Origin of the sequence: Paraflavitalea pollutisoli, assembly GCF_029360705.1 — a bacterium.
Classification (GTDB): Bacteria; Bacteroidota; Bacteroidia; order Chitinophagales; family Chitinophagaceae; genus Paraflavitalea; species Paraflavitalea pollutisoli.
Genome location: NZ_JARKMX010000014.1, coordinates 446,403 through 470,258, shown reverse-complemented (window position 1 = coordinate 470,258; position 23,856 = coordinate 446,403). Strand labels below are relative to the sequence as shown.

The following is a 23,856-nucleotide window of genomic DNA, read 5'->3' as shown; positions in this document are numbered from 1 at the left end:
TTGATGATGGTATTGCTGATTATAACGTATAATGAGTCTAATTAACCATTTATTTACCTAATCTTAAGGCCTTGAATTTGATCGCTTTCGGGCGTATTGGCGTAGCCGGATGGCTAAGCCTGAGTTTTAATCAAGGTTGGGCTATTTTCATATGCCACAGGTTTAACTGTTTGGGACGTCTTGGGGGCAAAACGTCGTGCTAACTGATGTATGCCGAACCCGAGCAAAATGGCTATTAGTACGTACATTAACACAAGCACAACGACAGGAAGCTTTGAACCGACAGCAGTTTCTAACAATTGCATGACAGGTCCCATGAGCCCGATCGCTAAGAAGATAGGGTAGGAGGCCCTGCCCAAACGCTGGAATAGACCTTGCTGCCAAATTGTTTTCAAATGGCCTGCTTGCTCTACCAGCAAAACGCCCATCAACAAAACGCCACTGGGTATTCCCCAGTACAACAATCGCTTAATACTTAAAATACCTGCCAAAATATTCCCAGGATGCCCTATTGCAGGATCGCTCAACCAGCACAAAGCAATCAGCCAGGCCAGTGAGAGGGCAATCATCAGATAACCCAAGCCCGCCTGGGGATGTTTCAGTTTGTCCAGAATACGAAATAGGATCATGCCCAGCAAAAACTCAGCAAGGATGGGATTCCATAAAAAGGTTAATCGCAGGTCGACTGGTTGCAGGATATATTGTAAACTGTTCAAAATCGCAATAAAAACGGCCATGAGGAGGATTTTCTGCTTTCGGCTAATGAGTATAGCCACAGAATACAGTAGGTAGGAAAGCCACAGAAAGGCCAGGGCCCAGGTAATGGGCAAAAAAGGGTTGTATAAGAATTGTGCATCGGTGGCGGGTACCAATATAATTGTATCAATGATGCGCTGAATGACCTCGTCTTGATTAAAAAAGATGCCACCGTTGGCAATGCGTTCCTGCAACAGGGAGAGGCCATAACACAATAAACTGGTAATGTAGAAAAGTAAGTTGATCCGGATAAAACGGTTCCCCAGAAAGCGCGCAGCGTCAGCACCGCCATGGTAATTGCGAAATTGTTGGCTTACGACAAATCCGGCGATCACAAACAACAGGTCAAATCCTGCCAGTCCGATATTGAAGTAAGGGGGGAGTGTGCTAAAATTGGCTTTCGTCGTTATCTCGGCATAGAGGTAGCCACTGGCCGCTAATATAGAAAGGACCGCAATCGCCTGTAAAAAACGAATAGACAAATACTTCATGACAAAAGATTTATCGTTAAGTCGTTGAAGTTATTGCAATCAAGTAATTAGGTCGGTGCAGATCAGAAATTAGTAGGCGGAGTTTTAAATGACCGTAGTGAACTACGCCAAAACCTCTACAGGAGTGGAGTTGTATATTGATAGTCAGTTGTTTATCATTGCTTGATGCTTTTGGAATATTTGTAGTAGCGCATTCTTGTGATCCTACTGGTAAATTCGTTGATATGAAACAGCTGACTTTCTCCTGCTTTTTATTGCTTGCATGTCTTGGCTACTCGACTTCACTTTTTTCCCAACTTAAAATACATGTCAACCAGGTGGGTTGGGATATTCAATCGCCCAAAAATGCCATCCTGCAAACGACAACCCAATATGCAGATACCATTTCTTTTCACATCTGGAACGAAACTTCACAGAAGATCGTTTATAGCGGTAAGATCGGCAAGCCCCAGCAAGTAGAAGGGTGGGAGCCGAAGCAGTTTTATTACCTGGCCGATTTTTCTGCGGTTCGGCAGCCTGGTCACTACCAGCTGCGCGTAGTGCTCGACGGGGCTGCTTGTTCGTCGGCTTCCTTTCAGGTGGCAGAGAAGGCGCTCGCCCGGTTGACGATCCCTTCCATCGTGCAGTATTTTCAACATCAAAGGGCCAATACGCCGCAAGAGCAGGCATCGGATAAGCAAATGCTGTTGTTTGGCAGCGACAAAACGGTAGATGTACGCGGTGGCTGGTGCGATGCGTCGGGAGATATCAGCAAATACTTTTCCCACCTGGCCTATACAAATTTCATGTCACCCCAACAAACCCCACTGGTTACCTGGTCGATGGTCAATACGGCAGAAACCATTCCGCAATTGTTGGGTACTTTGAAAGTAAAAGACTCGCTGGAGCAAGAGGCTTTGTGGGGTGCCGATTACCTCATGCGTTCCTTATCGCCGGAAGGTTATTTCTACATGACGGTGTTCAGCTATTTTAAGAAAGATCCCAGCGCCCGACGCATTGTAGGATTATTGGCCAATAGCGTCACTACGGCCGATTACCAGTGTGCCTTCCGGGAGGGTGGTGGCATGGCCATTGCCGCACTGGCCAGGGTGGCGCGTTGGAAAAAGCACGGCGACTCTACGTCGGCCCAATACCTGGCTGCTGCGCGCAGAGCTTTTGCCCACCTGTTGACCAACAATACGAAATACACCGATGATGGAAAGGAGAATATCCTCGATGATTATTGTGCCCTGATGGCGGCCACGGAATTATCGATCACGACGGGTGAAGTACCGTATCGGGAGGAGGCGCGCAAACGCGCCAGCAATTTGAACCGTCGCCAGGCACCGGGTGGCTATTTCATCGCGGATGATGGAAGCCGTCCTTTCTGGCATGCGTCCGACGCCGGTCTGCCCGTGGTGGCACTCGGCCGCTACCTGGCCATAGAAAAAGACCCTGTATTGCGCAATACAACGTTGAGCACCATCCGTGGCTGGCTCGATTATCAATTGGCGGTTACCTACGAGGTCAGCAATCCGTTCGGCTATGCGCGCCAGACCTTTGCCGTCAGGCAGCAGCAACAGAACGGCTTTTTCATTCCGCACGAGAATGAGTCGGGCTGGTGGTGGCAGGGCGAGAATGCCCGGTTGGGTTCTATTGCTACCGCCTTGTTGACAGGGGCACAATGGGTATACAACAAGCCTGCTGATAAAAGCAGGAAAGATTCGCTGGTAGCACTGGCTACCCGGCAACTGGACTGGATATTGGGCAGCAATCCGTACGCCATGTGCTTCATGTATGGATTTGGCGTCAACAATGTACCTTATATGGCTTCCATGTATGGCCACGGCTCCGGAAAAGGAGGCATCTCCAACGGTATTACCGGTAAGGAGGGGCAGGCGGATGGCAGCGGTATCGATTTCAAACAGGAAGCTGCCGGCAACGAATGGCGTTGGACCGAACAGTGGATTCCCCACACGGCCTGGTTCCTGCAGGCGGTGACGGCATTGGCGGCGAACAAATGATGGTTCAGCGACGGGATATAGATCGTTGTTTTTATCTTTGCGGTACTTATGGCAAAAAATAAGGTATTCGAAGACCGGCTGAAACAGCAACCGGGTGCAGTGCTGCAAAAACTTTTGAAAGAGTTGGCCGAATCAAAGGCGTTTGATGTCCATTTTGAGGAAATGGAAGAAGAAAGCTGTGCCCTCGTAAAAGCCAACGATTATGAAGAAGACACGGAGACGGCGCTCCAGCTGTTGGTGAAAGGCCGATGGCAATTGTCTTTGGGATACTACAATGAGAAGGATGACTTTATCGAACTGCTGCAACCCCTTGGCCAGGCGGAGATCAGTCTAATACCCGCCGGGCTACAAAAAGGCATGCTGAAAGTACTGGAGAGCGAAGAAGGGTTACGCTTGCCTGGATTGCTGTTGTCGAAATAAGAATGTATCAAACATAAAAAAGCCTTCAAGTGGATGACTTGAAGGCTTTTTAGTTTGTTGCGTTAACCCATTCGGACAGATTTCGAACTCGTTCTGGAATAAATTTAAGGCCATGTGAAACCTAAAAGGGCTAATGATCAATGAATTAAATAAGATTTATTAATCTTGAAACCGTAGGGGGCTGACCAAAAAGGTCAGCGCCTAAAAATGTAAAAAACATGTGGCCCGCTCTGGCGGGCTATATGTTTTTTGGGGAGAGGCGTTTTTTCTGTGACGCTGTAAAATTGTGGAGTTGGCCTGGTACTAAAAATCGTTTAGGGAGGCGTTTTTTTTTACTATGCTGTCTTTTTGAGTTCCTTGAGGTGCAGTTTTCTGAGGTTATGGGCCATTGCCACCAGCGCAAATTCTGTTTTTACCTTGTGTAGCCCACGCAGGTGGAAGCGACGGAAGCCCATATTGTGTTTGATGTCACCGAAACAGCTTTCAATTTCGATACTACGTCGTTTTTTTAAGGTCTGGCCCAGTTCTGTATGGAGATTTTCCCGGGCCTGTTGCTTAAAGGTTTCCAGCTTTTCATTCACCTCTATCTGACGGTTATTGCCTTTGGTGGATTTACAACATTGCTGAATAAAAGGACAACCTGAACAATCATTGCATTCATACAGCTTCACTACAGATCTGTAACCTGTACGCTTATGTGTATGTTGACGTTTGCCTTTGAAGATAAGCCGTTGATCATTGGGGCATCCATAACTATCCGTTACAGGATCATAAGAGAAGTTCTCTTTGATAAAACGGTTCTGCTGGTATGCCTTTGTCTGCTCCTTGTGGTAGAGGGGGAACTTCATGTAATTGGCTATCTCATTACTCTGTAACAATTCATAGTTCTGTTCTGTACCAAAGATGCTGTCTGCGATGATCCTGTCTGGTTTACTGGGCTGCTGCTGTTCGATCTGTTGCAAGTGCTCTTCAAAGCAAACGCCGTCGTTAGTAGTCTGATGAACACTTATTCCTGTAATGAACTGCTGTTCACTGCCTGCCAGTATATTGTAGGCAGGAAGTACCTCCACTTTATTTTTCATCATCATTGCGCTGGCATCCGGATCGGTTTTATTATAGCCGCTTCGTTTACCGGCTTTGGCGATCTGGACATCGTACTTATCTATCTTGCTTTCTGCTTCCCGCAGCTTCTTTTTAAGAGTGGCGGCCTTGCGTTTGCAGCTTTTAGTAGCTGCATTACGGATCGTTTGGTTCAGAGCTGTCACCTTTTCTGCAATAGCCTCTTTGGTAACGGCTGAAGACGCTCCGTGCTCCTCCAGATCCCCACTGCCATAGGCTTTATTCTCCTGGTCGTTCAATTCCTCTATCTGTTTGAACAACTCCCGGCAGTGCTCCAGATTCTTCTTCCCATAGCGCTCTGCATTCTTCTTCCAAACCATTTTGTGTTGATTGGTATCGGCACGTAAAGTGGTACCGTCGCAGAAATAGTTCTCCAGTTTAATATACTGCTGTGCTACCAGGAACTCCAGCATCTCTTTAAACAGCACTTCTATTATCTCTTTGGCTTTGCTGCTGCGAAAATTGTTGATCGTCCGAAAGTCCGGACGACTCATACCCGATAGCCACATGAAGTGAATGTCCTGACCAAGTGCTTTGGCAATTTTGCGGCCAGTGTAAATCTTGACACTGTAGGCATATAACAACACTTTTAGCAGCATCCGGGGATGAAAACTACTGGTGCCGCCACCCTGGTATAAATTGATTAAGTCACTGATATCCATAGCTTCCACAACTTCGTTCACCACACGAACCAAATGTTTAGGACCAATAAGCTCTTCTAAGGAGGGGGGAAGCAATAAAGATTGTTGGGGAGCGTAATGCTTAAATACTACAGAAGTCTTTACTTTAGCCATTGTAATTTTTTAGTGTGGTAACTTAAAATTACAAAACAGCCCTTACTACAAAAAGTAAGGGCTGACCTTTTTGGTCAGCCCCTTTGTGCCAGAACAGGAATCGAACTTGGCCTGAGAATGAGCAACTGTAGGCCTTGCGTGTCAAATGCGTGTCTTAAATGCACTCCAATGCCGGATTTACACATTTCCAACAATATTTGCCAGTCGGAGCAAATATTGTGATTTCAAGGCTACTCTCTCTGCGTATAATCAGCATTTTGGTCATCGGAAACCTGAACATCCAGTCATTGTGACAAGGCGATCCACGGCTCAATCAGCTCATCGGCTTGGCCGCCGGTCAAGCCTGTATTCTTCCTGGCTCCAAACTCCCTGTCAAATGAAGCACTTTTGGTTTAATCATTCCAACCTATTTAATTTTTGCTAAAATAATAAATGCCGTAACGTAGTTGCAATGCGTACCCTTTTCGTTTTATTAGGTTGCTGAATAGACTTTGAGCCGAAAAGTGCCAAATACGGTGAAAACACGGTTTCCCCAAGTATCGCGCAGGCTTAAATTACGACACCCTTAAAACCACAGGAATGGAGTCATTTGATTTAGACGGATATGAAACGGTTTGGTATAAATTCAAGTATTTTACGAAACGGTCGGCCGATTTTATCACAAAACAGCTAATGGATTTTAAGGCTGATTACAAAGCGCAGGTCGCTGCTTTTTCAGAAATATCCGCAATCGAAATTGAGAAAACAGGAATAGAATTTGACTACATAATCAGAGCACTTGGCAGTAACGAAACCACAGCAACAAGGCCCAATAGGGTGAGAAGTCTTTGTATTGCCATACACGAAGGAAGCGGCGGCACTTACTCTCCATTGTCCGTCGCAAAAAAAAGGAAAACTAAGTCGTTGAAATACCTTTCCAGGCCAGAAAGAATAGCCGAATTAGAGGATGTGTATTACCTTACAAAAGGAATTGACTGGAATAGTTTGAATATCCTTGTGGTTGACGATATTACTACAACAGGTACTACATTGGAGGTTATCGGGAAACTAATTAAAGATGAGTGCCCTGATGCAAAGTTGTATGGTTATTGTTTGGCGCAAACTAAGAAACCAGAATATGCTGGCGTTTCAAACAACGAAAAGGATGTGGAGGAATACTACCGGTCGGTTCTTTCAAAATACAAATAGCCAGAAATGAACCTTACTAAAAGTCAAATCATCAAGCTACTTCATGTGAAAGGGATTGGAAGAAGTAAAGTAGTGAAACTTAATGACGTATTGACATTTAGACCGACGTTGGACATTGATCTCGTTGAAGCTATTTTAGATTACAGTCAAACCTTAAAACTTCAACCTCTAACGAAACAGGAAATTTTTGCTTCTTTCGAGAAAGCTGAAAATCTAATCGAGGAAAGTGAGCGCCAAAATATCAAAGCACTTTCGTACGGAGACACCAGCTATCCCAAACAGCTACTAAATACACCTAACTTCCCAGTGATTCTTTATTTCAAAGGCAACATTCACAATCTTTCGGAGAACCCATGTGTCGCTGTCATTGGTACAAGAGAACCATCTCCATACGGCAAAGCAGTTGGAGAAAGAATTGGATATAGATTAGGAGAGGAAAAAATCACTGTCGTGAGCGGATTAGCAAAAGGATGTGACACAGCAGCACACACAGGATGTCTTAAAGCTAATGGTCTAACCCACGCTATTTTGGCACATGGACTTGATAGCGTCTATCCAAGAGAAAATGCCTGGCTTGCTGAGAAGATCCTCGAGCATGGAGGGTGTTTGATTTCAGAATATATAGTGAAAACAAGGGCTATTGGGAACTTCTTTGTTGAACGCGACCGAATACAAGCTGCCTTTTCAAAAGCTACAGTTGTTATTGAAACCGATATAAAGGGAGGTACAATGCACACTGTACAGTACACTATTGACTATGGTAGAATTTTAGCTGCTGTAGCCCATCCACATGATAAAAAGAACGATAAATCGCGTGGCAATGAAAAATTGATTTCTGAGGAAAAGGCAAGAGCTTTGAACACTAAAGAGGATATAGACTGGCTCATAAGTAAAGTTTCCCCATCGCGTCACCCCAATCTTGCCACTATTGAAAAAACACCACTTACTGATATAAACCTGATACTTTTTGATGACAAAGAATGGAGTTCTATAACGACGACAGAACAGCCTAAATCTGAAAAGAAAAAAAAGTCAAAGAAGTCACAGCAAGATAATGTACAATTAGCACTTGATGGTAGTGTACCCTCGCCAAGAAAGGCTAAAACCAAGAAAAAGGATAACGATAGTAGCCATGCCCATAACGAAAGTAATATTTGACCTTGACCTAACACTGATTGATAGCAAAATTGCTGAACCATTCAGGCCGAGGAATTGGCCAAAGGTTTATGAACTTATTCCGTCCTTCCAGGAGTATAATGGAATACGTGAAGTATTGACCTTTTTAAAACAAAGTAGTATTGATTACTGCATAGTCACATCAAGTCCTGAACCTTATTGCATCAAAGTTTGTCATCAATGGCAGTTTTGTAGTACATATACAGTTTGTTACCATGATGTTGGAAAAGCCCAAATTAAACCCCACCCTGCTCCAATGAACTTGGCTCTCGCTAAATTGAATGCATCTGCAGATTCTATCTTATCGTTTGGAGATAAAGACATCGACATCATTTCATCGAACGCGGCAGGCATAAGATCAGTTGCATGCCTTTGGGGTGCGGAAAACCAGAAAAAACTATTGGGCGCCAATCCTGCATTTGTTGCCAATACCCCCATCGATATAATCGCTTTATTAAACGGATAATCAAGGTTTGGCTCCGTTGCAAGTCGCATAAAATGGAAACCTTGTCTTTTATTACTTCCTATAAATGATACTATGGATAAAGTTGTTTGGGACATAAACGCCTACCGGTATTTCGTTACGAACAGATCAGACTCAGAAGTAGAAAAAGCAATACAAAACCTCAACACCCGTGAGAAAGCAAACAATATTGAGAGTAGCTTTTCAGTTATCGTCGCCCAAGAGCTGTTGTCGCACATTGCTGATAGGACCGACCCCTATTTTGCCGTTTGCATGAAGGCTATAAAGGCGCTTTACAAGTACAATGGGGATTCTACAGAATATAGAGTAATGGCGACGCAAGATTTACAAATAAGCAGAATATTTTTCGACAGCACTTTGCCAAGCAAGGTTGCGCATTGTGAAGCGATAGGTAGAATGCTTTCTGAATTTGCCAGCGACCCTACGCCTCACGTTTTTATAAAACACCAGCAAAATCTTAACAGAATAAAGGCTGAAGTGTATAGAAGCGAGCAAAACTTCATAAGCGATATTCTACATGTGATCAGGAAATTAGACCCAACCTCGACCAGTTGGCAGTTGTTTGCTAACGACCCTGTGCAAAGAAAAGGAATGTTTGAAAATATTCGATCAGAATCGTTCAAACAAATGATTGGGATTGGCTATATCGTAGCAACGTACGCAGCCCTAAAAGAAACTGGGTTAGTAAGGGAGCATAGTGATGAAGAGCTTGGTGATATGGCTAAAGCATTTGCGTCATTCTTTCCCGAGCCGATCGCATTATTTCAAGAGCTTTACGAATGATTGCTTGGATCTGAGTTTGACATGACACTTAAAAGCCGTGCCAATTTTCTATTGGATATAGAGCTAATGTTCAATGCTGGAAAACATACTATTGGAGGCTCGAGGTTGCACTTTGTAACATCTGACAAAGCAATGATCGCAAGTGCTTCACGGGCGGGTTCACATTTGTCAGTGTGGGATTTTAACGAATACATGGATTTCTTAGGATTAAGAAAGTATGATCCAACACTTTGATAATTTACAATGTTCAGTTCAGCTATCCAGATTGCCATTTTCTTGCAATGCCGTAATTACCCCCGGAATAATGCTCCCGGGCTCAATCAAACCTTATTGGCGTCGCGACTCCCGAAAGCTCATTCGCTGACCTAAAGACATCTGCCAATGGCAAAGGCATGCGCTATTCCATCAAAGCCTTGAGCGTGCAGGATGGCGTAACAACGGAGGATAACATTATTTCGGAACTGAATCGCAAACAACGTGCAAGGTTACTCTCCTCCACGGGCTAAACAGTACAATCCATGGACAGCGCGCCGGCATGCAAAATGCAATTACCGGCTGACGCCGTCTGTTGGAATGTGAGGTGAATTTCTAAGTAAAAGTGGAGATGTCTACGCTGAGTTCACTTGGGTTAACTGTCCGGGAGGACTATACTATGAAGTATAAGCACTCAGCTTCCTGGAATTGGGGATAAAATGCTTAGTTATGCAGCATTGTTTCTTCTCTCGTTAAGCTCAATGGCTTCTCTATACTTTTGCTGGTAGAATTCCTGGCTTACTGGTATAATTTCCAGTCCTGGATGACAGGTGTAGCATTCCAAATCATAGGAATTGAGCAGCCTGGAGCCTTCCTCATCATTTCTACCTTGGATGAGAGGATCCTTCTCATTGTAATGCACCCTTACTACACAGCAATCAGGGGTCACTTCATAAACCTCCTGCTGAGAGGGTACATGGAAATAAAGCTTACTTTTTTTCATATTTTTCATTTGTAAAAAAGGGTTTTAAGTCTTTCGACTGCCCTATATATAAATATACGAATTTTTCTTCACATAGAGAAAAACATAATCAGTTTTGATTGTGTTTTTCAGCTTATTATAGCATTATACACGCAGGAAATAGTTGTATTCGACAACCATCCTATACTGGAATCTGAATTATACCCTTCCATTGTTCACCATCCCCGAATTCCAGCTCCAGATGGACGATAGCCGGTGAGCAAATGGGAAGTTGTCGGACACCCAGCACCTGTACATCGATTACCCGGTTTACGAAGTCTAAACCAGGGCGATTCGCCAGGTTTGCGCCCACCGTTAGCAGCCTGGCGACCTCCATTTTTATCATCTTGTTGAGTAAAGGATCGTGCTGGTAGTGCGCTAAAATCCACCTGAACTCTGACCCCTCATCTGGAAATTCCTTTAAATCGCCATATTGAAGGCTAAGGGATAGGGTGATCGCCTGGATAGCCGCCTCGGTTCCTGTTACCACATGTAGATCACCCTGATAGGTCTCCAGGTCAAAATCTGAATCCAGCGCGAAATCTGCCATGTCCTGATGGATGGAACGTGGTGCCTTTGGCCCTACGAAGCATTCCAAAAGCACCCGCTGTCCCTGTTCAACTTTCAAATGTATCCCTTCTAGGCATCTACCATCACCTTGGCTCTCGATAATAACAAACCGGTTATAGGACGGCATCTGGGAAAATGAGCTACAATACATCTGCAAATCCTGTATTGATCCTTCTACGAAAGCTACCACCTCAAAAGTCCATTGCAGATGCTCGATTGCCAACCATCGTACCCAACATACCAGTCTATGACCAAGCCGGAGCAGTACTGAAGGGAGGGCAGCTTGATCCGTATCGCCCCCCAGCAAGACATAACGAGCCCGCAACTCTGCACTTTTCTTCCAGGTCTTCAAAGTCTGTGCAGCGTATACCTTGTGACCCACATCAATTACCCGTGCATGTTTTCGGCAAAGCCAAATACCATTTTCAATAGACCTACATGCGTCATCACTCAGCTCAGGATTATATCTTGGCCCACCTGGTGAGGCGGCATAAATATGTGCAGCTTCTTCCAGATTCATAGTGGCCATATCATTCTCTACACCCGGTCCGATAGTGTGTTGGTCACAATCGGGGAAAGAGCAACGGTAGGCGACTCTTTCTGCCAATTTTTGTTTCACGCTGATAGGAAATTCATTTCTCATACCTGCAATTGCTTTTCATGTTATGGGAGACCAAATGTATGACAAGCGCACAAAGCCGCCATAAAAGTGAGCAACCCTTACACACTTACATGTTGCAACTGATATCTTCTAGCTTGCAAGGCACGGGTTGAATTCTCCAAAACGCACCAAAGTCTCCAAAAATGAAAAAACTGCAAGGAAAACCGACAAAACCGTAGTCGCCAGATTCAATCTTTTTTGTAGCGAACTGCACTTTGTATGTTCCATGCGATCCATTTAGGCAAAATGCTTTGTGAACTACCCGCTATTTACCCCACTTATTACGATGTGCGTCTGGTTCAACTGATCGGACCTTCTTCATTTGGATGATGAGGTCCCGAACCTCGCTGGGTGATAAATGGAGCTTATTGGGAATTCACGGGTCAGAAAACCCGGTATCCTCTTTAAGTGTTTGGCCGTAATGCCGCAAGCTTTTCGAACTACCGGCCCATTCTAGTCGATGCCTTTTTTTACATCCTGTTTACTTCGGTCGCTTTCACTGCGGTTATTAATGGGGTGTTCTAATTGATTGTAAATCAATATAAAAATATTGTTTTAAATATGGCTGAAGAAAATGTTTCACTTTCAGTGAAACATCGTATATTTGCATTAGTTCTTTGAATGTCGGCAGTAGGTCATCATGTCATTAAGCGCTTCAGTGCGTAATGTGGAAAAGGATGTTGCAGAACGTCGATTCCGCATAATTGTTCCTAGCCATCGCGCCTCAGATGCGGGTCTCGCATCCGGACGGTGACGACAGAATACGTCCAGCGAAATCATATGAAGTTCATATCTCTTTGCGCAGAATAGTATATCCTGCATTTCAGCCGGTTTGTAACTATCTGAATTGATAAGTACAATGGTTAACAGGAAATGCCGTGGTAGGCCAATAACCGTGTCATTTATACTTGCTATAACCATGATGTTATCGATAAGTGAAGGTTTCGGCGTATTGGATTAACCAGATTCGTGTCTTGCAGTTATTAACGCATGTGGTTCTTAGTTTATCAGTAGTTTTATCGTTTTGTTATTTTACTTGCGAAGGACTCTGCTATAACTCTTCTATGGACAGGATTGAATTAAGTGATTTTTTCAGTTGAACCACGTCAAATTTTGACCGCCACTGCATTGGACAGGGCAGCATAAGCTGGTCTAAAATTTAAATTATTTTTTATGTCCAAAACGACAAAAGCCCTCATAGACGGGCTCAATGAAATTCTAAAGAACCGTGGTTCAATGACGGTTAAAGAATGCGAACTTTTAAGAGACGTTATCGCTCATCTTAGAGAACACGACGAGAAGAAGGGAGATGAGAGATTTCAAAATGGTATGCGCATTGCAGAGTTGTTAATGAGGTGGCTAACCCACCCACTTATCGCAGAGCAAGCCCAAAACTTAATCGATAAGCTTCTTTAACCGTCCACTTAATTTATTTTTTTATGAACTTAGGAAAAACCATCACTACATTACGGCAGAAAAAGAATCTGAAGCAAACTGAAATGGCCGACATGCTTGGTATTACCCATACATACTTATCTCAGGTCGAAAACAACCATAAGACGCCTAATGTAGCGCTGTTGGAAAAAATCGCCAAAACACTAAATACCCCGCTTCCATTCCTTTTCTTTTTTGCTGTTGACGAAAAAGACATCCCTGAACATAAGGCAGCACATTTCCGGATGATAGAACCACTTATCAAACAATTTCTAACAGACTTAATGGCAATTGAATGATAGCATCTTTAACGCACCTAAGTGCTGTTTTAAAGTATAGTATGCCGGATTTAGAACGCGTAACTGAAGATGCCGACCAATTTCATTATCACTTTCAGCGCAAGAAAGGAGTAGTAAAGGGTCAGAAAAAGTATAGACATTTCCATCCCAGCCGGCAGGAACTCCGCCATATCCAGGATCTCATTCAATCTCGGATTTTCAGTAAAATACAATTGCCTGCACACCTCCACGGCGGTATTCGCGGTCGCGGGAACGTGACTAATACGCGGCCGCACCAGGGAAAGTTGTATAAATTCCACACCGACTTGAGAGCATATTTTGATTTTGTGACCAATAAACGGGTGAATGAATGTTTGCTCGCTTGCGGATTTTCCCCCAAAGTGAGCCACTGGCTGACAAAGCTTACAACATACCGGGGTCACCTGGCGCAGGGGCCTCCCACCAGTCCATTTCTTGCAAACCTGGCAGGACTGAAGATGGATGAGCAAATCCTAGCCCTCTGTGCCGAGCATGAAATAACTTATACCCGCTTTGTCGATGACCTTGGGTTTTCCTCGCATAAGGATTTTGAAGAATTAGTTCCTACATTTATTGACATCATCAACAAAGCTGGGTTCTATATCGGCTACAACAAAACGTATTATAAAATGGGGCGGATAATCCTTACAGGTGTTGATATCGGTCAAAACGTACTTCGCCCGCCCCAAATACTAAAGGACAAATATGCAGATCCTTCGACGCCGGAGCCGACCCGCCGGGGGCTAGGCTATTATTTTGCAGGGTTAAAGCCCAAAAATAAACCCAATAAGAATGGAAAATAGTGAGTTTTTGCCTGGGGTAGAAATGCTGGTCTATGGGCCAGGTGCAATCGTACACCTGTTAGATAATTCATTGTCGTCGCCGGTGTTGCAGCAATTGTTGCTGGTCAAAGGAATATACAGAAAAGGTAAGGGTGTTAACTACAACGGGATGTATTACGACATACTGAAGGATGAGGTGGGAGAGGCGAATATGACGCTGATGGTGCACGAAACGATCCGCCAAAAACTTCAGGAGGGCCAACTCATTGAAGGCACTTGCTATGTTACCAAAAGAGTAGCTGCAGCAACGGGCAGGATCGATTTGATACTCCGACTGTCCGAACTACATCATCAGGCGTTAACTGAGCAAGACCCGGCGGATATGCAATCCCTGGCATTAATCCGGCAAAAGGCGCAAATTGGCTTTAAGGATGTAAGGAACCTTATTCGGGACCGGATATTCAAACAAGCGAAGGTCAATATCACTGTCATTCTTGGTACAACGGCCATTGTTGATCAGGATTTCTTGCACCAACTCAAAGATAGTGTAGCTATCTATGAAGTCCGCTTCGTTCGGGTCAATTTCACACGGCCACAGGACATCGTTTCGGCTCTTGACACCCATGCTGCGAATGACATTGTAGTTGTAGTGCGCGGCGGCGGGGAAAATCTACAGGTATTTGATAACATTGAATTGGCCCAGGCTGCCATAACCCTGCAACCAATCCTTATCTCAGCAATCGGACATGCTGTCGATGAGCCGTTGTTCCAAAAAGTGTCAGACAAGTCGTTTATCACACCGACCGCACTTGGTCAGTATCTATATGAATGCTACTCATCCAGCATAGAAGACATTCAGCGATCAAAGGCCAAGCTGATTACAGATATCACTCGCCAGGTTGAACTTTCCTATCAAGGCGAAATTAAGTCCCTTAACGCTCGCCTCACAGAAAGTACCCAGCAAGCGACCGCTGCACAAAAAGCCGAAAGAGAGCGCAACGAACAATTGTCCATTTTGATCACCAAGCAAAAGACGCGAAATGGTATAATTCTGACATTATTGATCATTTCTCTAATTATCATATGCGTTCTACTGATTTAGCCAACTAACAAAGTGAACGTAAGACTAATAGTGTGAATAGATCTATCTCTCTAAGTGGTTGAAAGTCCTAACCTTATCGCCTTTAGGTCCCCCGAAGTGAACTTTAAACAGTAACGTAAATATCTGTTTAAACCTTTGATGTAGCTCAGGAGGCAATTCGTTGATAAACCCAAAGCATATAGCAGTAGGGCCAGCCGAATTCGCAGTTTCTTGAAAGGAGTAAGGCTTCTAATTGCCCCCAAATAAAGTTCAAGTAAATTTTCTGATATAATGAGTAATAAGAAAATCAATGCAGTAGAGGCAATTGGCATCATACAGCGGCTTAATGACAAGACTACTTATGGGCAGGTGTATTGTAACAACTTTGACACGCCATTCATTGGCATTCTTAAAAAACAGAAGGAACGGGGTTACAAGCTGGCCGCATTCAGCAAGCAGCATCTCAGTATTGACAGGGATATTGTCGAAAATATTACTTTTCAGAGTCATAATGCCGAGTACAGGTTAATCGATACATTTCAAAACAGGATCAGACATCATCATCGCGACCGTAAAGGGACCTATTCAAGGCGTGAATTACAGGTAAATAGCTTTCAACCAGGAGGCAATTTTCCCGACCATAGTTACCTTAGAGCGATTCTGCCAATTACCGAAGGCTTTCTTTCCATTCATTATTTTACTGTCGAACCTTATAGTTATATAACTGAGCCGGGAAAGCTATCAAATGCAAGTGGACTTGTACGCATTACTCTTTTAGAAGACCAATTTACCATATGCCAGGTTAGGGCGGGGCAAGAACTGTTCCTGATCATCGATTGTGACGCGAAAATGAGTTATGAAACATTCAGAGAACGTTGCTGGGCGATTAGCATAGGACTTGCGTTTGTAAACGGTCATCTTTGGCAGAACGAACAGTATATTTTCTCATATGCGACTGAAGATATGACAATCCCAACCACATGGCGCTATACAACATTACGTCCGAGTATTTTAACGATTTACTCGGGGCTTACAGGCAATGCAGCCTCATGGCTAAGGGGAAGCGCGGGTTTGCACCAGAAGTATAAGGGAAAAACTATTGAAATTTCAACTCAAGCACTAAACAAACTGTGTAACTGGATTCACTCCTGTGATGCTCATAAGGTAATAGCACTGTTGATCATTGAAGCGAAGAGATCCTCGCTTCTCATGATGCCGGCGGGTTTTGCATTAGCATTAGAGGGACTAGCGACCTTGTTCGAACAGAAATTCCCCGAAAAGATTAACCCCATAAAACTAAGAACAAAGGCAAAAGAATTCAGAGACAGGCTGCTATCGGTTTTGGAGGACTACCGAAATGATCCAGATTTCAACCCGACCATACTTCAGAATAAGATTAATGAGATTAATAAGGCAACAAATCGCGACCGCCTTAAAATCCCTTTTAAGCTACTGGGTATTCCGCTATCTGGAAGAGATGTGCTAGCCTTGGACTACCGAAATGCACTCTTGCATGGCAATGTTATATTGGAGCCCATGGAAGAGAAGACTTTTGAAATGAATGAACTCGAGTTGGGCATGAGGCTTTTGACCTTGACCAATGCTATAATCCTTAAATGGATGGGCTACAAAGGTTGGGTAGTCAACCATGTAAAAGCGCAGGAAAATGCTATCGGCCTTACAATTGACGAAGAATACTATCGGGATATAGGAGAGTTAGAAGATATCGACGAAGATGTTATGGCTTCTCCAGAGGGTGAAGCTGAAGTATAATAGCATCTTAACGAAACCAATATCGCTGGCAAATCAGCAGCTTTCCCTTCTGAAACTGGCATTATTCTCCTAACACATTACATTTTATGTCCGAAATGAGAACAGTTTTTCCCAAATCTATTCCCGAGTTGAATTTGCTTTCAGAATGGCTCAAGAGAACCAGGATGATAAATTCTAATTTAAGCTTACACCGCAGGATAAAGATTGATGATAAGAAACTGCTCGAGATTTATAAATATTTGGAGGATTTTTTTGGAGCCGATTTTTTTATAATCGAAACGGCGCATTTTAACACTATTAGGTTAACAGCTAAAGATTCTCCGTGGATTTTTCAACTGTTGGTCAATGACGACTATGGCTCAATATTTCAACTTTTCGAAATCGTTTATGTCTTAAAGGAAACGGAAAGATATCACGTTGATTTGATTAAACAGCTCAGAAGCAATAGCAAAAGGCAAGGATTTCGCAACTACTATTTCGAAGCACTAACATACGAGCTGCTTCGCATCAACAATATAGAACATTCAGGAAAAGAAATACTAGACGGTAAAGAAAGGGAGGGGTTTCTAACGATTGGTGATACAAAGTTTTTATTCGAGTGCAAAAAGTTGTATTCATACCAGTTGCCTGGATTATCTTTTTTATCCAATATGCACGAGGAATTTGTTAGCCAATGGTTAAAATACCCAGTTGCCATAAATAGTTATATCACTGTAAAGACAAAGAACGAAGTTGCATTGAAATCCGGCAAGAATTTATACAAACTTGCGTTTCGTGAGTATTTTAAGAAAGCCCGAGAGACGCATCAGTTGAACTTTGAGAAGCAAATAGTATGTGCAATTACTAACATTCAAGTGGGTGATGTCTTAATTGAGCCCTTTCATATTGGCATTTTTGAAAATCAAACCGAGCTAATACACGATAATAATGTTTCTTTTGCTGTGAAGCCAGGACGAATAGAATTGATTGACGAAACACAAAGACAACTACATGAAACACATGTTGTATTCAAGTATGAAATGATGTCTTCCCATACTGTTGAATATCTTATAGGCAAAATTGACAAGAAGCGGAAAAGCCAAAAGGACTTGAAGCATATGCCTCGAATTTTTTTCTTTGACAATGAAATATACCGGGGAACAGAAATATCATTATTCCAAAATGAAAATACTTTTGATGGGACATTAATTCAAGAGTATTTGGAATCTAAGGATACTGACGATATCGTTTGCCTCATATTCCGGAAATACTTTCTATCAAAGGAACTTTCCTGGAGTTTCAAAGTATTCTGCAAAGACAGTTTATCTCGATACAAAGAACATATTGAAAAATGGATAACCCTTCATAAACTTCCAATTTTTAGCTCGCAACTACCAATACCACTCGTCTAGGAAAATGAAAAAAAGTCTGGTCGCCGTTACCCTCACTTATCGGAAATCTTTTTGGCTAAGTCTTCGACTAAGATAATGTAGTCAAAAAAAGTCCCTGGCTTTCTCGAGAAGCCGGTAGCCGAGACAAATGCAGCCGCTTGATCGTTGCATGCCTGTAACTCAATCACATCATAGTTATATTTCTTAGCAATGTGGGCTAGAAAGTTCAAGAAGGTCAGTAAGATCGTGTTCTTCGATTACCAGGAAGGCCGTGGACGGGAAGGCCCCATGGATACTGGCAAACTTCCAGGGATATTTACAAACAGATGGCTATGTGGCCTATGATATTTTTGACAAGCGTCCAAATATTACACTGATATATTGCATGGCACATGCCCGTCGTATGTTCAATGAAGCATTGGACAATGATTACGAACGCGCGTCCTACGCTCTTAAGGAAATACAGAAGCTTTACAACATAGAACGGGTCTGCAGGGAAGGCAATGCGAACTTCGAGGAGATCAGGATTGTCCGGTGTGCCAAAGCTGCACCTATCCTGAAAGGGATGTGGCTATGGATGCAGCAGCAATATATATAGGTGCTTCCTAAAAGCGCTATTGGCAAGGCGCTTGCCTACAGCATGGAGCGGTGGCATAAATTGTCTCTATATATTACCGACGGCCGCCTGAACATCGACAACAATCCTGTCGAGAACAGTATCCGTCCCATTGTAAGGGCATCCAATATGGGCGCGCCGTTATCGTTCTAAAATTACCATCCTACGTACAGAGCCAACCAGCATCACTATGATCATTCGTGAGTATTAGCCGACCAAATCCAGTGACCATAGTATTGTCCTCTGTCAGTTTCCCTACAAGTACCGAATATTCTGGCATAGGCAACTGGTTTTCGATATGTATCCAGTCCGCGAAAGTGTTCATGGTTAATTTTTAGTCGAGCTAAAGGTACGGCTACTACTACGCAACCTACCTGCGCAGTAAAGGAAAATGGGAAATATGCTTGATCAGCTTGGAAAAAAGTACCGCTCATCGCTCTGCCCAAAAATAACTAACATATCTATGTTATTTATTAACATCATAAATAACTGAATAGTTAAACAATGCGTGGCATACGTTAACTTGAATAAATAATCAATGGTTAAGGTATGTTAAATTGGAAACACATAGTTACAAAGTTGAGTGAAGAATACCGTTCCCCTGGATATGGCTTTTGGACAGAAGAGCATTTACGTCGATCCTGGAAAATTACATTCGACTTTCCACCGTCCAGGTTTCATGACCCAAATGATATGCATGGCAACTTTGCTACGCTATTTGACTTTCTTGCTACCATAGCCAACTTGGATGATGTAACGGATCAGGAGAAAATTGAGAAAATGGTCATTCTTCTGGAGAATATAGTGGGCAAGATAGATATTACAACTATCAATAAGATATTAGTAAAAGGAGGGTATGATGTACCATTGCCTGAACCTGATGATTCACTGGCTTCTACATCGGTAAACAGCATGCATCAGCAGGTGGTAGCTAATTGTGCAAAGTTCTTTAAGCAAGGCCATTATTTTACTTGCGTAAACGAAGCCTGCAAAGCATATAACAAAGCTGTGCAGCAAAAAAGCGGTAGCGATAAAGATGGCAATGAACTTATGTTTGCAGTATTGGGTAATAAGGGAAAACTTCGCTTCAATGCTGGTAATACAGAAACAGAAAAGAATGAACTTGAAGGTTTTCAATTCATGTCAGCAGGCATTATGAAAATGTTCAGAAACCCTACATCACATGAAACCGCTTTGTCAGGGAAAATCAATAAACAGGAGTGCCTGGAAATATTGGGTATCATTTCTTATATGTTCAGGCAATTAGACAAGTCAATGTTTATTTCCTAAAAGTATCAAAGGGACTATACCAGTGTTCGATACTTCTAAAATACAATGTTTATATCGAACATAAAAAAGCCTTCAAAATCAAACGATTCTGAAGGCTTCTTATTTTCTGTGATCCGGATTGGATTCGAACCAATGACCTACTGCTTAGAAGGCAGTTGCTCTATCCAACTGAGCTACCGGACCGGATCAACTTCGAAAATCAACAGCTGTTCTCATTATTCGCAGATTATCATCAACTTGTAACGATCGAGCGCTTTTTTCGAGCGGCAAATATAGTCAAATATATTTAATTGCTGTGGGATTGTAGATCAAGGTTTTTTGATGATTTCCTACAGCGCCCATCACCAACGTTTCCCCACCCCTGCACGCTACCATTTCTACCATCCAGCTTGTCCAAACTTTTCCTGCACAATCTTGCACGATCAGGACAAGAACGGCCAAAAATGATACGGGAAGTGCTGAATATCAAACCGATTGACGTAATTTAAGGTACCCGATAAGCTACCAACCGCAGCAACACCGACTACCTATACTTACACGTTCAAACATTCACTAACCAAGAAAAACAGGCTTATGTCAACTTCTCCATCATCGTATTGTCAGCCGTTACGGCGGTTTGGACTTTTACTGATTGGTAGCCTCTTCTCCCTGCTGGCTGCCGCCCAGATCACCATTAGTGGTAAAGTATCAGGCGCTACCGATCAGCCCCTCGCCGCCATTTCCGTAGCCATCAAAAACACCACCTACGGCACCGCCACGGATGCCAGTGGCAATTATTCCCTGACAGCCCCCCTCAAACCCGGCTCCTACACCCTCCAGTTCTCCGGCGTCGGCTTCAAAGCCGTCGACCGCCCCCTGGAAGTGGGCAACGCAGCCACCTACACGGTCTCGGCCACCCTCGTCGATGATGCCCTTGGCCTCGATGAGGTCATCGTGACCGGTACTTCCCAGGGCACCACCCGCAAACAGATCGGCAGCTACATCAGCACCCTGAAAGCCGACGACCTCAACAAAGGCGCTACCAGCAACGTACTCGCTGCCCTCCAGGGCAAAACAGCCGGCGCCCAGGTCATTCAAAACTCCGGCGATCCCGCCGGTGGCATTTCCGTCCGCCTGCGCGGCATCAGCTCCATCAACAGCTCCTCCGAGCCCCTATACATTGTCGATGGCGTTATCGTCAACAACGCCACCAACCGCGTCACCAATACGCAAAATACCTACGACGCGCCCAACACCTCGACCAATGGTACCGGCAGCAACCTCTTCGTAGGTACCGTCGGACAATCACGCATGGCCGATATCAACCCAGCCGACATCGAAAGGATTGAGGTGCTCAACGGCGCTGCCGCTGCCGCCATCTATGGCTCACGGGCTAACGCAGGCGTCGTACAGATCTTCACCAAACGTGGCAGCACCGGTGCGCCGGCAGTCAGTTTCTCTACCGGCATCCTGATGAGTGAGCTGCGCAAAAAACTCGACGTCAACCAGGCACCCACCAAATTCGGTGGACCTACCGATGGTCCAGGCGCGTTGACCCAGGACCTGATCACGGCGGTCAATGGAGCATTACCGACCAATACCACGCCGGTTACCCGCTACGACTACCAGGATTATATCTTCCACACCGCCCTCGGTACCGATAACAACGTATCTGTCAGCGGCGGCAAAGACAAAACGAAATACTATACGTCTGCTTCCTATTTCTTCAACCAGGGTATCATCAGGAATACAGACTTCAAACGTTTCAGCTTTCGCATGAACCTTGACCAGGAGCTCACCAAATGGGCTAACCTGAGCGTCGGCGTCAACTACATCAACAGCGCCGGCAATGAAAAACCCGATGGCAACTCTTTCTTCTCACCGATGAATGCAGTGACCATCATCGGCAACTTCCACGATATCTGGAAACGCGATGCCCTGGGCAACCTGCAGGCTGTAGGGGAGCGGGGACGCGTTAATCCGGTCTCCGTCATCGAAGATTTTAAACAACGCCAGGAGACCAACCGGCTCATCGCCAGTGCAGCGATCAAACTGAAACCGTTCAAAGGATTTTCACTCGATTATACCATTGGTGTCGATAATTATGCGCAGCGCGGTACAACCTTGATGCCGCCTTACGCTTACAACGTGAGCACAGCATTTTTTGGTGGTGGTCCCGATCTGTTGGTGTCACAGAATGGTTATGCCAGCGCTGCCAACAACAATTTCTTCCAGATCAACCACGAGCTCAACGCGACCTACAACATCGATATCACGGATGATATCGCCAGCACTACCCAGGCAGGTTATTCCATGCAATACGAAAAGAACGGGTATACCCTGTACCATGGTCGCGGCATGTCGCCGTTTGTAGAGACGGTCAATGCGGCCAGCACGCCACTACCGGGTGCCGATGAACGCACCGAACTATCGATATCCGGTGTCTATTTGCAGCAGAACTTTAAGATCCGTAACCAGATTTTCCTGACCGGAGCACTCCGCCTCGATGGTTCTTCGGTATTTGGTGAAGAAGAACGAAACCAACTATACGTAAAAGGTAGTGGTAGCTATGTGTTATCCGAAAGCGATTTCTGGCAAAAAACACCGATGGCCAAATGGTGGAACCTCGCCAAACTGCGGGTCGCCTACGGGCAATCGGGTAACCTGACAGGGATATCCGCTTACGCACGGTTTAATAATTACAACGCCATCGCTTATCTCAGCCGCATCGCGATGTTCAGCAACAACCAAATTGTAAACCCAGACATCAAGCCCGAAAGGCAGGCTGAAATAGAAGTCGGTACCGATCTGGCTTTTTTCCAAAGCCGTCTCGGACTGCAATTCAACTATTACTCAAAGAAAGTCAATGACCTGCTTATTAGTCGTGGTATAGCACCCACCAATGGGTACGCCAGTTTCCTCAATAACATCGGATCACTGCGCAACAAAGGCTTTGAGGTGGTGTTGACCGGTACCCCCGTAAAGACCAAAGATTGGAATTGGGACATCACCGCGATCTACAACCACAACCGCAACGAAGTGCTCAACATTGGTCAGGCCCTCAACCTACTCAGCACCAATGCGGGCGCACCGGTAGCCTTGTTGCAGGGGTATCCGGTAGGGGTATTCTACGGCACCTTCTTTGCCCTGGATGCCAACGGCAACCAGATCAAAAATGCCACGGGCTTCCCGCAAATTGAAAAAGGCACCCAAAACGGACCGCTGAGCTATACCACCCAGCGCGATGCAGGCGGACTACCCACTGGCACCACCTTACGCAAAGTAGTCGGCGACCCCAATCCCGATTATACCGCTTCTCTCGTCAATGAAGTGGGTTACAAGAACCTGTCATTGCGGGTGCAGTTCGATGCCGTGCAGGGCGTAGATGTATGGAATGCTGACTTCAGAACACGCCAGGGTGTAGGCAATGGCAAGGTGGCCGAACAGGAACACCGCGGCGAGCTGCCCCGGGGTTACATCAACAGCGTATACCAGATAGAAGAATGGCGCGTAGACGACGGATCTTTTGTGAAGCTGCGGGAAATTTCCCTGAGCTATCGCTTTGGTAAGATCAGGAATATCTTTCGGGATCTTACGCTCAGCGTAAGCGGCCGTAACCTCATCTCCTGGGATGATTACAAGGGATACGATCCGGAAGTCAATGCCGGCGGACAAAGTACCGTATTGCGCGGGGTCGACTTTGGTGCAGTACCCATTCCACGCACCTTCAGCCTGTCACTCGCCGCCAAATTCTAACACAAAAAAAGCTATTTGT

18 protein-coding genes, 1 tRNA gene and 1 pseudogene are annotated in these 23,856 nt (G+C 44.6%); 15 read left to right on the top strand and 5 right to left on the bottom strand.

Annotation, left to right across the window (positions count from 1 at the left end):
- Positions 1-113: 113 nt before the first annotated feature.
- Positions 114-1,247, bottom strand: a complete 1,134-nt coding sequence (locus P2W70_RS32475) for an acyltransferase family protein (RefSeq protein ID WP_276485779.1) — start codon at positions 1,245-1,247, stop codon at positions 114-116.
- A gap of 224 nt (positions 1,248-1,471) precedes the next feature.
- Between P2W70_RS32475 and P2W70_RS32470 the strand changes: the two genes are divergently transcribed.
- On the top strand, positions 1,472-3,250 hold the full coding sequence (locus tag P2W70_RS32470) for a glycoside hydrolase family 9 protein (protein WP_276485778.1): 1,779 nt from the start codon (positions 1,472-1,474) through the stop codon (positions 3,248-3,250).
- Between the two features lie 48 nt (positions 3,251-3,298).
- Positions 3,299-3,670 carry a hypothetical protein gene (locus P2W70_RS32465; protein WP_276485777.1) on the top strand — a complete coding sequence of 124 codons (372 nt, stop codon included), beginning with the start codon at positions 3,299-3,301 and terminating at the stop codon, positions 3,668-3,670.
- 335 nt (positions 3,671-4,005) lie between these two features.
- Here the strand turns inward: P2W70_RS32465 and P2W70_RS32460 are convergent, their stop codons facing one another.
- On the bottom strand, positions 4,006-5,583 hold the full coding sequence (locus P2W70_RS32460) for an IS1182 family transposase (RefSeq protein WP_276485776.1): 1,578 nt from the start codon (positions 5,581-5,583) through the stop codon (positions 4,006-4,008).
- Positions 5,584-6,162: 579 nt separating this feature from the next.
- Here P2W70_RS32460 and P2W70_RS32455 point away from each other — a divergent pair.
- The 4 genes from P2W70_RS32455 to P2W70_RS32440 all read left to right on the top strand — a co-directional run bounded on the left by P2W70_RS32455 (position 6,163) and on the right by P2W70_RS32440 (position 9,214).
- Complete coding sequence (locus P2W70_RS32455) at positions 6,163-6,771, top strand: ComF family protein (protein ID WP_276485775.1); 609 nt, start codon at positions 6,163-6,165, stop codon at positions 6,769-6,771.
- 6 nt (positions 6,772-6,777) lie between these two features.
- Complete coding sequence (locus P2W70_RS32450; protein ID WP_276485774.1) at positions 6,778-7,929, top strand: DNA-processing protein DprA; 1,152 nt, start codon at positions 6,778-6,780, stop codon at positions 7,927-7,929.
- Positions 7,904-8,413 carry an HAD family hydrolase gene (locus P2W70_RS32445; RefSeq protein WP_276485773.1) on the top strand — a complete coding sequence of 170 codons (510 nt, stop codon included), beginning with the start codon at positions 7,904-7,906 and terminating at the stop codon, positions 8,411-8,413. The genes P2W70_RS32450 and P2W70_RS32445 overlap by 26 nt, the downstream gene beginning before the upstream one ends.
- 72 nt (positions 8,414-8,485) lie before the next feature.
- Positions 8,486-9,214, top strand: a complete 729-nt coding sequence (locus tag P2W70_RS32440) for a hypothetical protein (protein WP_276485772.1) — start codon at positions 8,486-8,488, stop codon at positions 9,212-9,214.
- Positions 9,215-9,914: 700 nt separating this feature from the next.
- Here P2W70_RS32440 and P2W70_RS32435 read toward each other — a convergent pair.
- A complete protein-coding gene (locus tag P2W70_RS32435) occupies positions 9,915-10,190 on the bottom strand; it encodes a hypothetical protein (protein ID WP_276485771.1) in 276 nt (91 codons plus the stop codon).
- 160 nt (positions 10,191-10,350) lie between these two features.
- Positions 10,351-11,421 carry a hypothetical protein gene (locus P2W70_RS32430; RefSeq protein WP_276485770.1) on the bottom strand — a complete coding sequence of 357 codons (1,071 nt, stop codon included), beginning with the start codon at positions 11,419-11,421 and terminating at the stop codon, positions 10,351-10,353.
- 1,191 nt (positions 11,422-12,612) lie between these two features.
- Between P2W70_RS32430 and P2W70_RS32425 the strand changes: the two genes are divergently transcribed.
- The 8 genes and pseudogenes from P2W70_RS32425 to P2W70_RS32390 all read left to right on the top strand — a co-directional run bounded on the left by P2W70_RS32425 (position 12,613) and on the right by P2W70_RS32390 (position 20,102).
- Complete coding sequence (locus P2W70_RS32425; RefSeq protein ID WP_276485769.1) at positions 12,613-12,855, top strand: hypothetical protein; 243 nt, start codon at positions 12,613-12,615, stop codon at positions 12,853-12,855.
- Positions 12,856-12,878: 23 nt separating this feature from the next.
- A complete protein-coding gene (locus tag P2W70_RS32420) occupies positions 12,879-13,172 on the top strand; it encodes a helix-turn-helix domain-containing protein (protein WP_276485768.1) in 294 nt (97 codons plus the stop codon).
- Between the two features lie 41 nt (positions 13,173-13,213).
- Positions 13,214-13,993 (top strand): reverse transcriptase family protein, encoded by a 780-nt coding sequence (locus tag P2W70_RS32415; RefSeq protein ID WP_276485767.1) that lies wholly within the window; start codon positions 13,214-13,216, stop codon positions 13,991-13,993.
- A complete protein-coding gene (locus P2W70_RS32410; RefSeq protein WP_276485766.1) occupies positions 13,983-15,074 on the top strand; it encodes an exodeoxyribonuclease VII large subunit in 1,092 nt (363 codons plus the stop codon). The genes P2W70_RS32415 and P2W70_RS32410 overlap by 11 nt, the downstream gene beginning before the upstream one ends.
- A 270-nt stretch (positions 15,075-15,344) precedes the next feature.
- A complete protein-coding gene (locus P2W70_RS32405) occupies positions 15,345-16,826 on the top strand; it encodes a hypothetical protein (RefSeq protein WP_276485765.1) in 1,482 nt (493 codons plus the stop codon).
- Between the two features lie 95 nt (positions 16,827-16,921).
- Positions 16,922-18,217: a hypothetical protein gene (locus P2W70_RS32400; RefSeq protein WP_276485764.1), complete on the top strand. Its 1,296-nt coding sequence runs from the start codon at positions 16,922-16,924 to the stop codon at positions 18,215-18,217.
- 250 nt (positions 18,218-18,467) lie between these two features.
- A pseudogene (locus P2W70_RS32395) lies at positions 18,468-18,965 on the top strand (IS66 family transposase).
- Between the two features lie 396 nt (positions 18,966-19,361).
- Positions 19,362-20,102, top strand: coding sequence for a TIGR02391 family protein (locus P2W70_RS32390; protein ID WP_276485763.1), 741 nt, complete (start codon positions 19,362-19,364; stop codon positions 20,100-20,102).
- A 109-nt stretch (positions 20,103-20,211) separates the two neighbouring features.
- On the opposite strand, the gene P2W70_RS32385 is transcribed toward P2W70_RS32390, so the two are convergent.
- Positions 20,212-20,285, bottom strand: a tRNA-Arg gene (locus tag P2W70_RS32385).
- A gap of 390 nt (positions 20,286-20,675) precedes the next feature.
- On the opposite strand from P2W70_RS32385, the gene P2W70_RS32380 reads away from it, so the two are divergent.
- Positions 20,676-23,837 (top strand): SusC/RagA family TonB-linked outer membrane protein, encoded by a 3,162-nt coding sequence (locus P2W70_RS32380; protein WP_276485762.1) that lies wholly within the window; start codon positions 20,676-20,678, stop codon positions 23,835-23,837.
- Positions 23,838-23,856: the final 19 nt, after the last annotated feature.

What these genes read in the sequence shown, in the direction of transcription:
- P2W70_RS32475 (WP_276485779.1), bottom strand. Translation starts at nt 1,247, where the DNA reads ATGAAGTATTTGTCTATTCGTTTTTTACAGGCGATTGCGGTCCTTTCT.
- P2W70_RS32470 (WP_276485778.1), top strand. Translation starts at nt 1,472, where the DNA reads ATGAAACAGCTGACTTTCTCCTGCTTTTTATTGCTTGCATGTCTTGGC.
- P2W70_RS32465 (WP_276485777.1), top strand. Translation starts at nt 3,299, where the DNA reads ATGGCAAAAAATAAGGTATTCGAAGACCGGCTGAAACAGCAACCGGGT.
- P2W70_RS32460 (WP_276485776.1), bottom strand. Translation starts at nt 5,583, where the DNA reads ATGGCTAAAGTAAAGACTTCTGTAGTATTTAAGCATTACGCTCCCCAA.
- P2W70_RS32455 (WP_276485775.1), top strand. Translation starts at nt 6,163, where the DNA reads ATGGAGTCATTTGATTTAGACGGATATGAAACGGTTTGGTATAAATTC.
- P2W70_RS32450 (WP_276485774.1), top strand. Translation starts at nt 6,778, where the DNA reads ATGAACCTTACTAAAAGTCAAATCATCAAGCTACTTCATGTGAAAGGG.
- P2W70_RS32445 (WP_276485773.1), top strand. Translation starts at nt 7,904, where the DNA reads ATGCCCATAACGAAAGTAATATTTGACCTTGACCTAACACTGATTGAT.
- P2W70_RS32440 (WP_276485772.1), top strand. Translation starts at nt 8,486, where the DNA reads ATGGATAAAGTTGTTTGGGACATAAACGCCTACCGGTATTTCGTTACG.
- P2W70_RS32435 (WP_276485771.1), bottom strand. Translation starts at nt 10,190, where the DNA reads ATGAAAAAAAGTAAGCTTTATTTCCATGTACCCTCTCAGCAGGAGGTT.
- P2W70_RS32430 (WP_276485770.1), bottom strand. Translation starts at nt 11,421, where the DNA reads ATGAGAAATGAATTTCCTATCAGCGTGAAACAAAAATTGGCAGAAAGA.
- P2W70_RS32425 (WP_276485769.1), top strand. Translation starts at nt 12,613, where the DNA reads ATGTCCAAAACGACAAAAGCCCTCATAGACGGGCTCAATGAAATTCTA.
- P2W70_RS32420 (WP_276485768.1), top strand. Translation starts at nt 12,879, where the DNA reads ATGAACTTAGGAAAAACCATCACTACATTACGGCAGAAAAAGAATCTG.
- P2W70_RS32415 (WP_276485767.1), top strand. Translation starts at nt 13,214, where the DNA reads ATGCCGGATTTAGAACGCGTAACTGAAGATGCCGACCAATTTCATTAT.
- P2W70_RS32410 (WP_276485766.1), top strand. Translation starts at nt 13,983, where the DNA reads ATGGAAAATAGTGAGTTTTTGCCTGGGGTAGAAATGCTGGTCTATGGG.
- P2W70_RS32405 (WP_276485765.1), top strand. Translation starts at nt 15,345, where the DNA reads ATGAGTAATAAGAAAATCAATGCAGTAGAGGCAATTGGCATCATACAG.
- P2W70_RS32400 (WP_276485764.1), top strand. Translation starts at nt 16,922, where the DNA reads ATGAGAACAGTTTTTCCCAAATCTATTCCCGAGTTGAATTTGCTTTCA.
- P2W70_RS32390 (WP_276485763.1), top strand. Translation starts at nt 19,362, where the DNA reads ATGTTAAATTGGAAACACATAGTTACAAAGTTGAGTGAAGAATACCGT.
- P2W70_RS32380 (WP_276485762.1), top strand. Translation starts at nt 20,676, where the DNA reads ATGTCAACTTCTCCATCATCGTATTGTCAGCCGTTACGGCGGTTTGGA.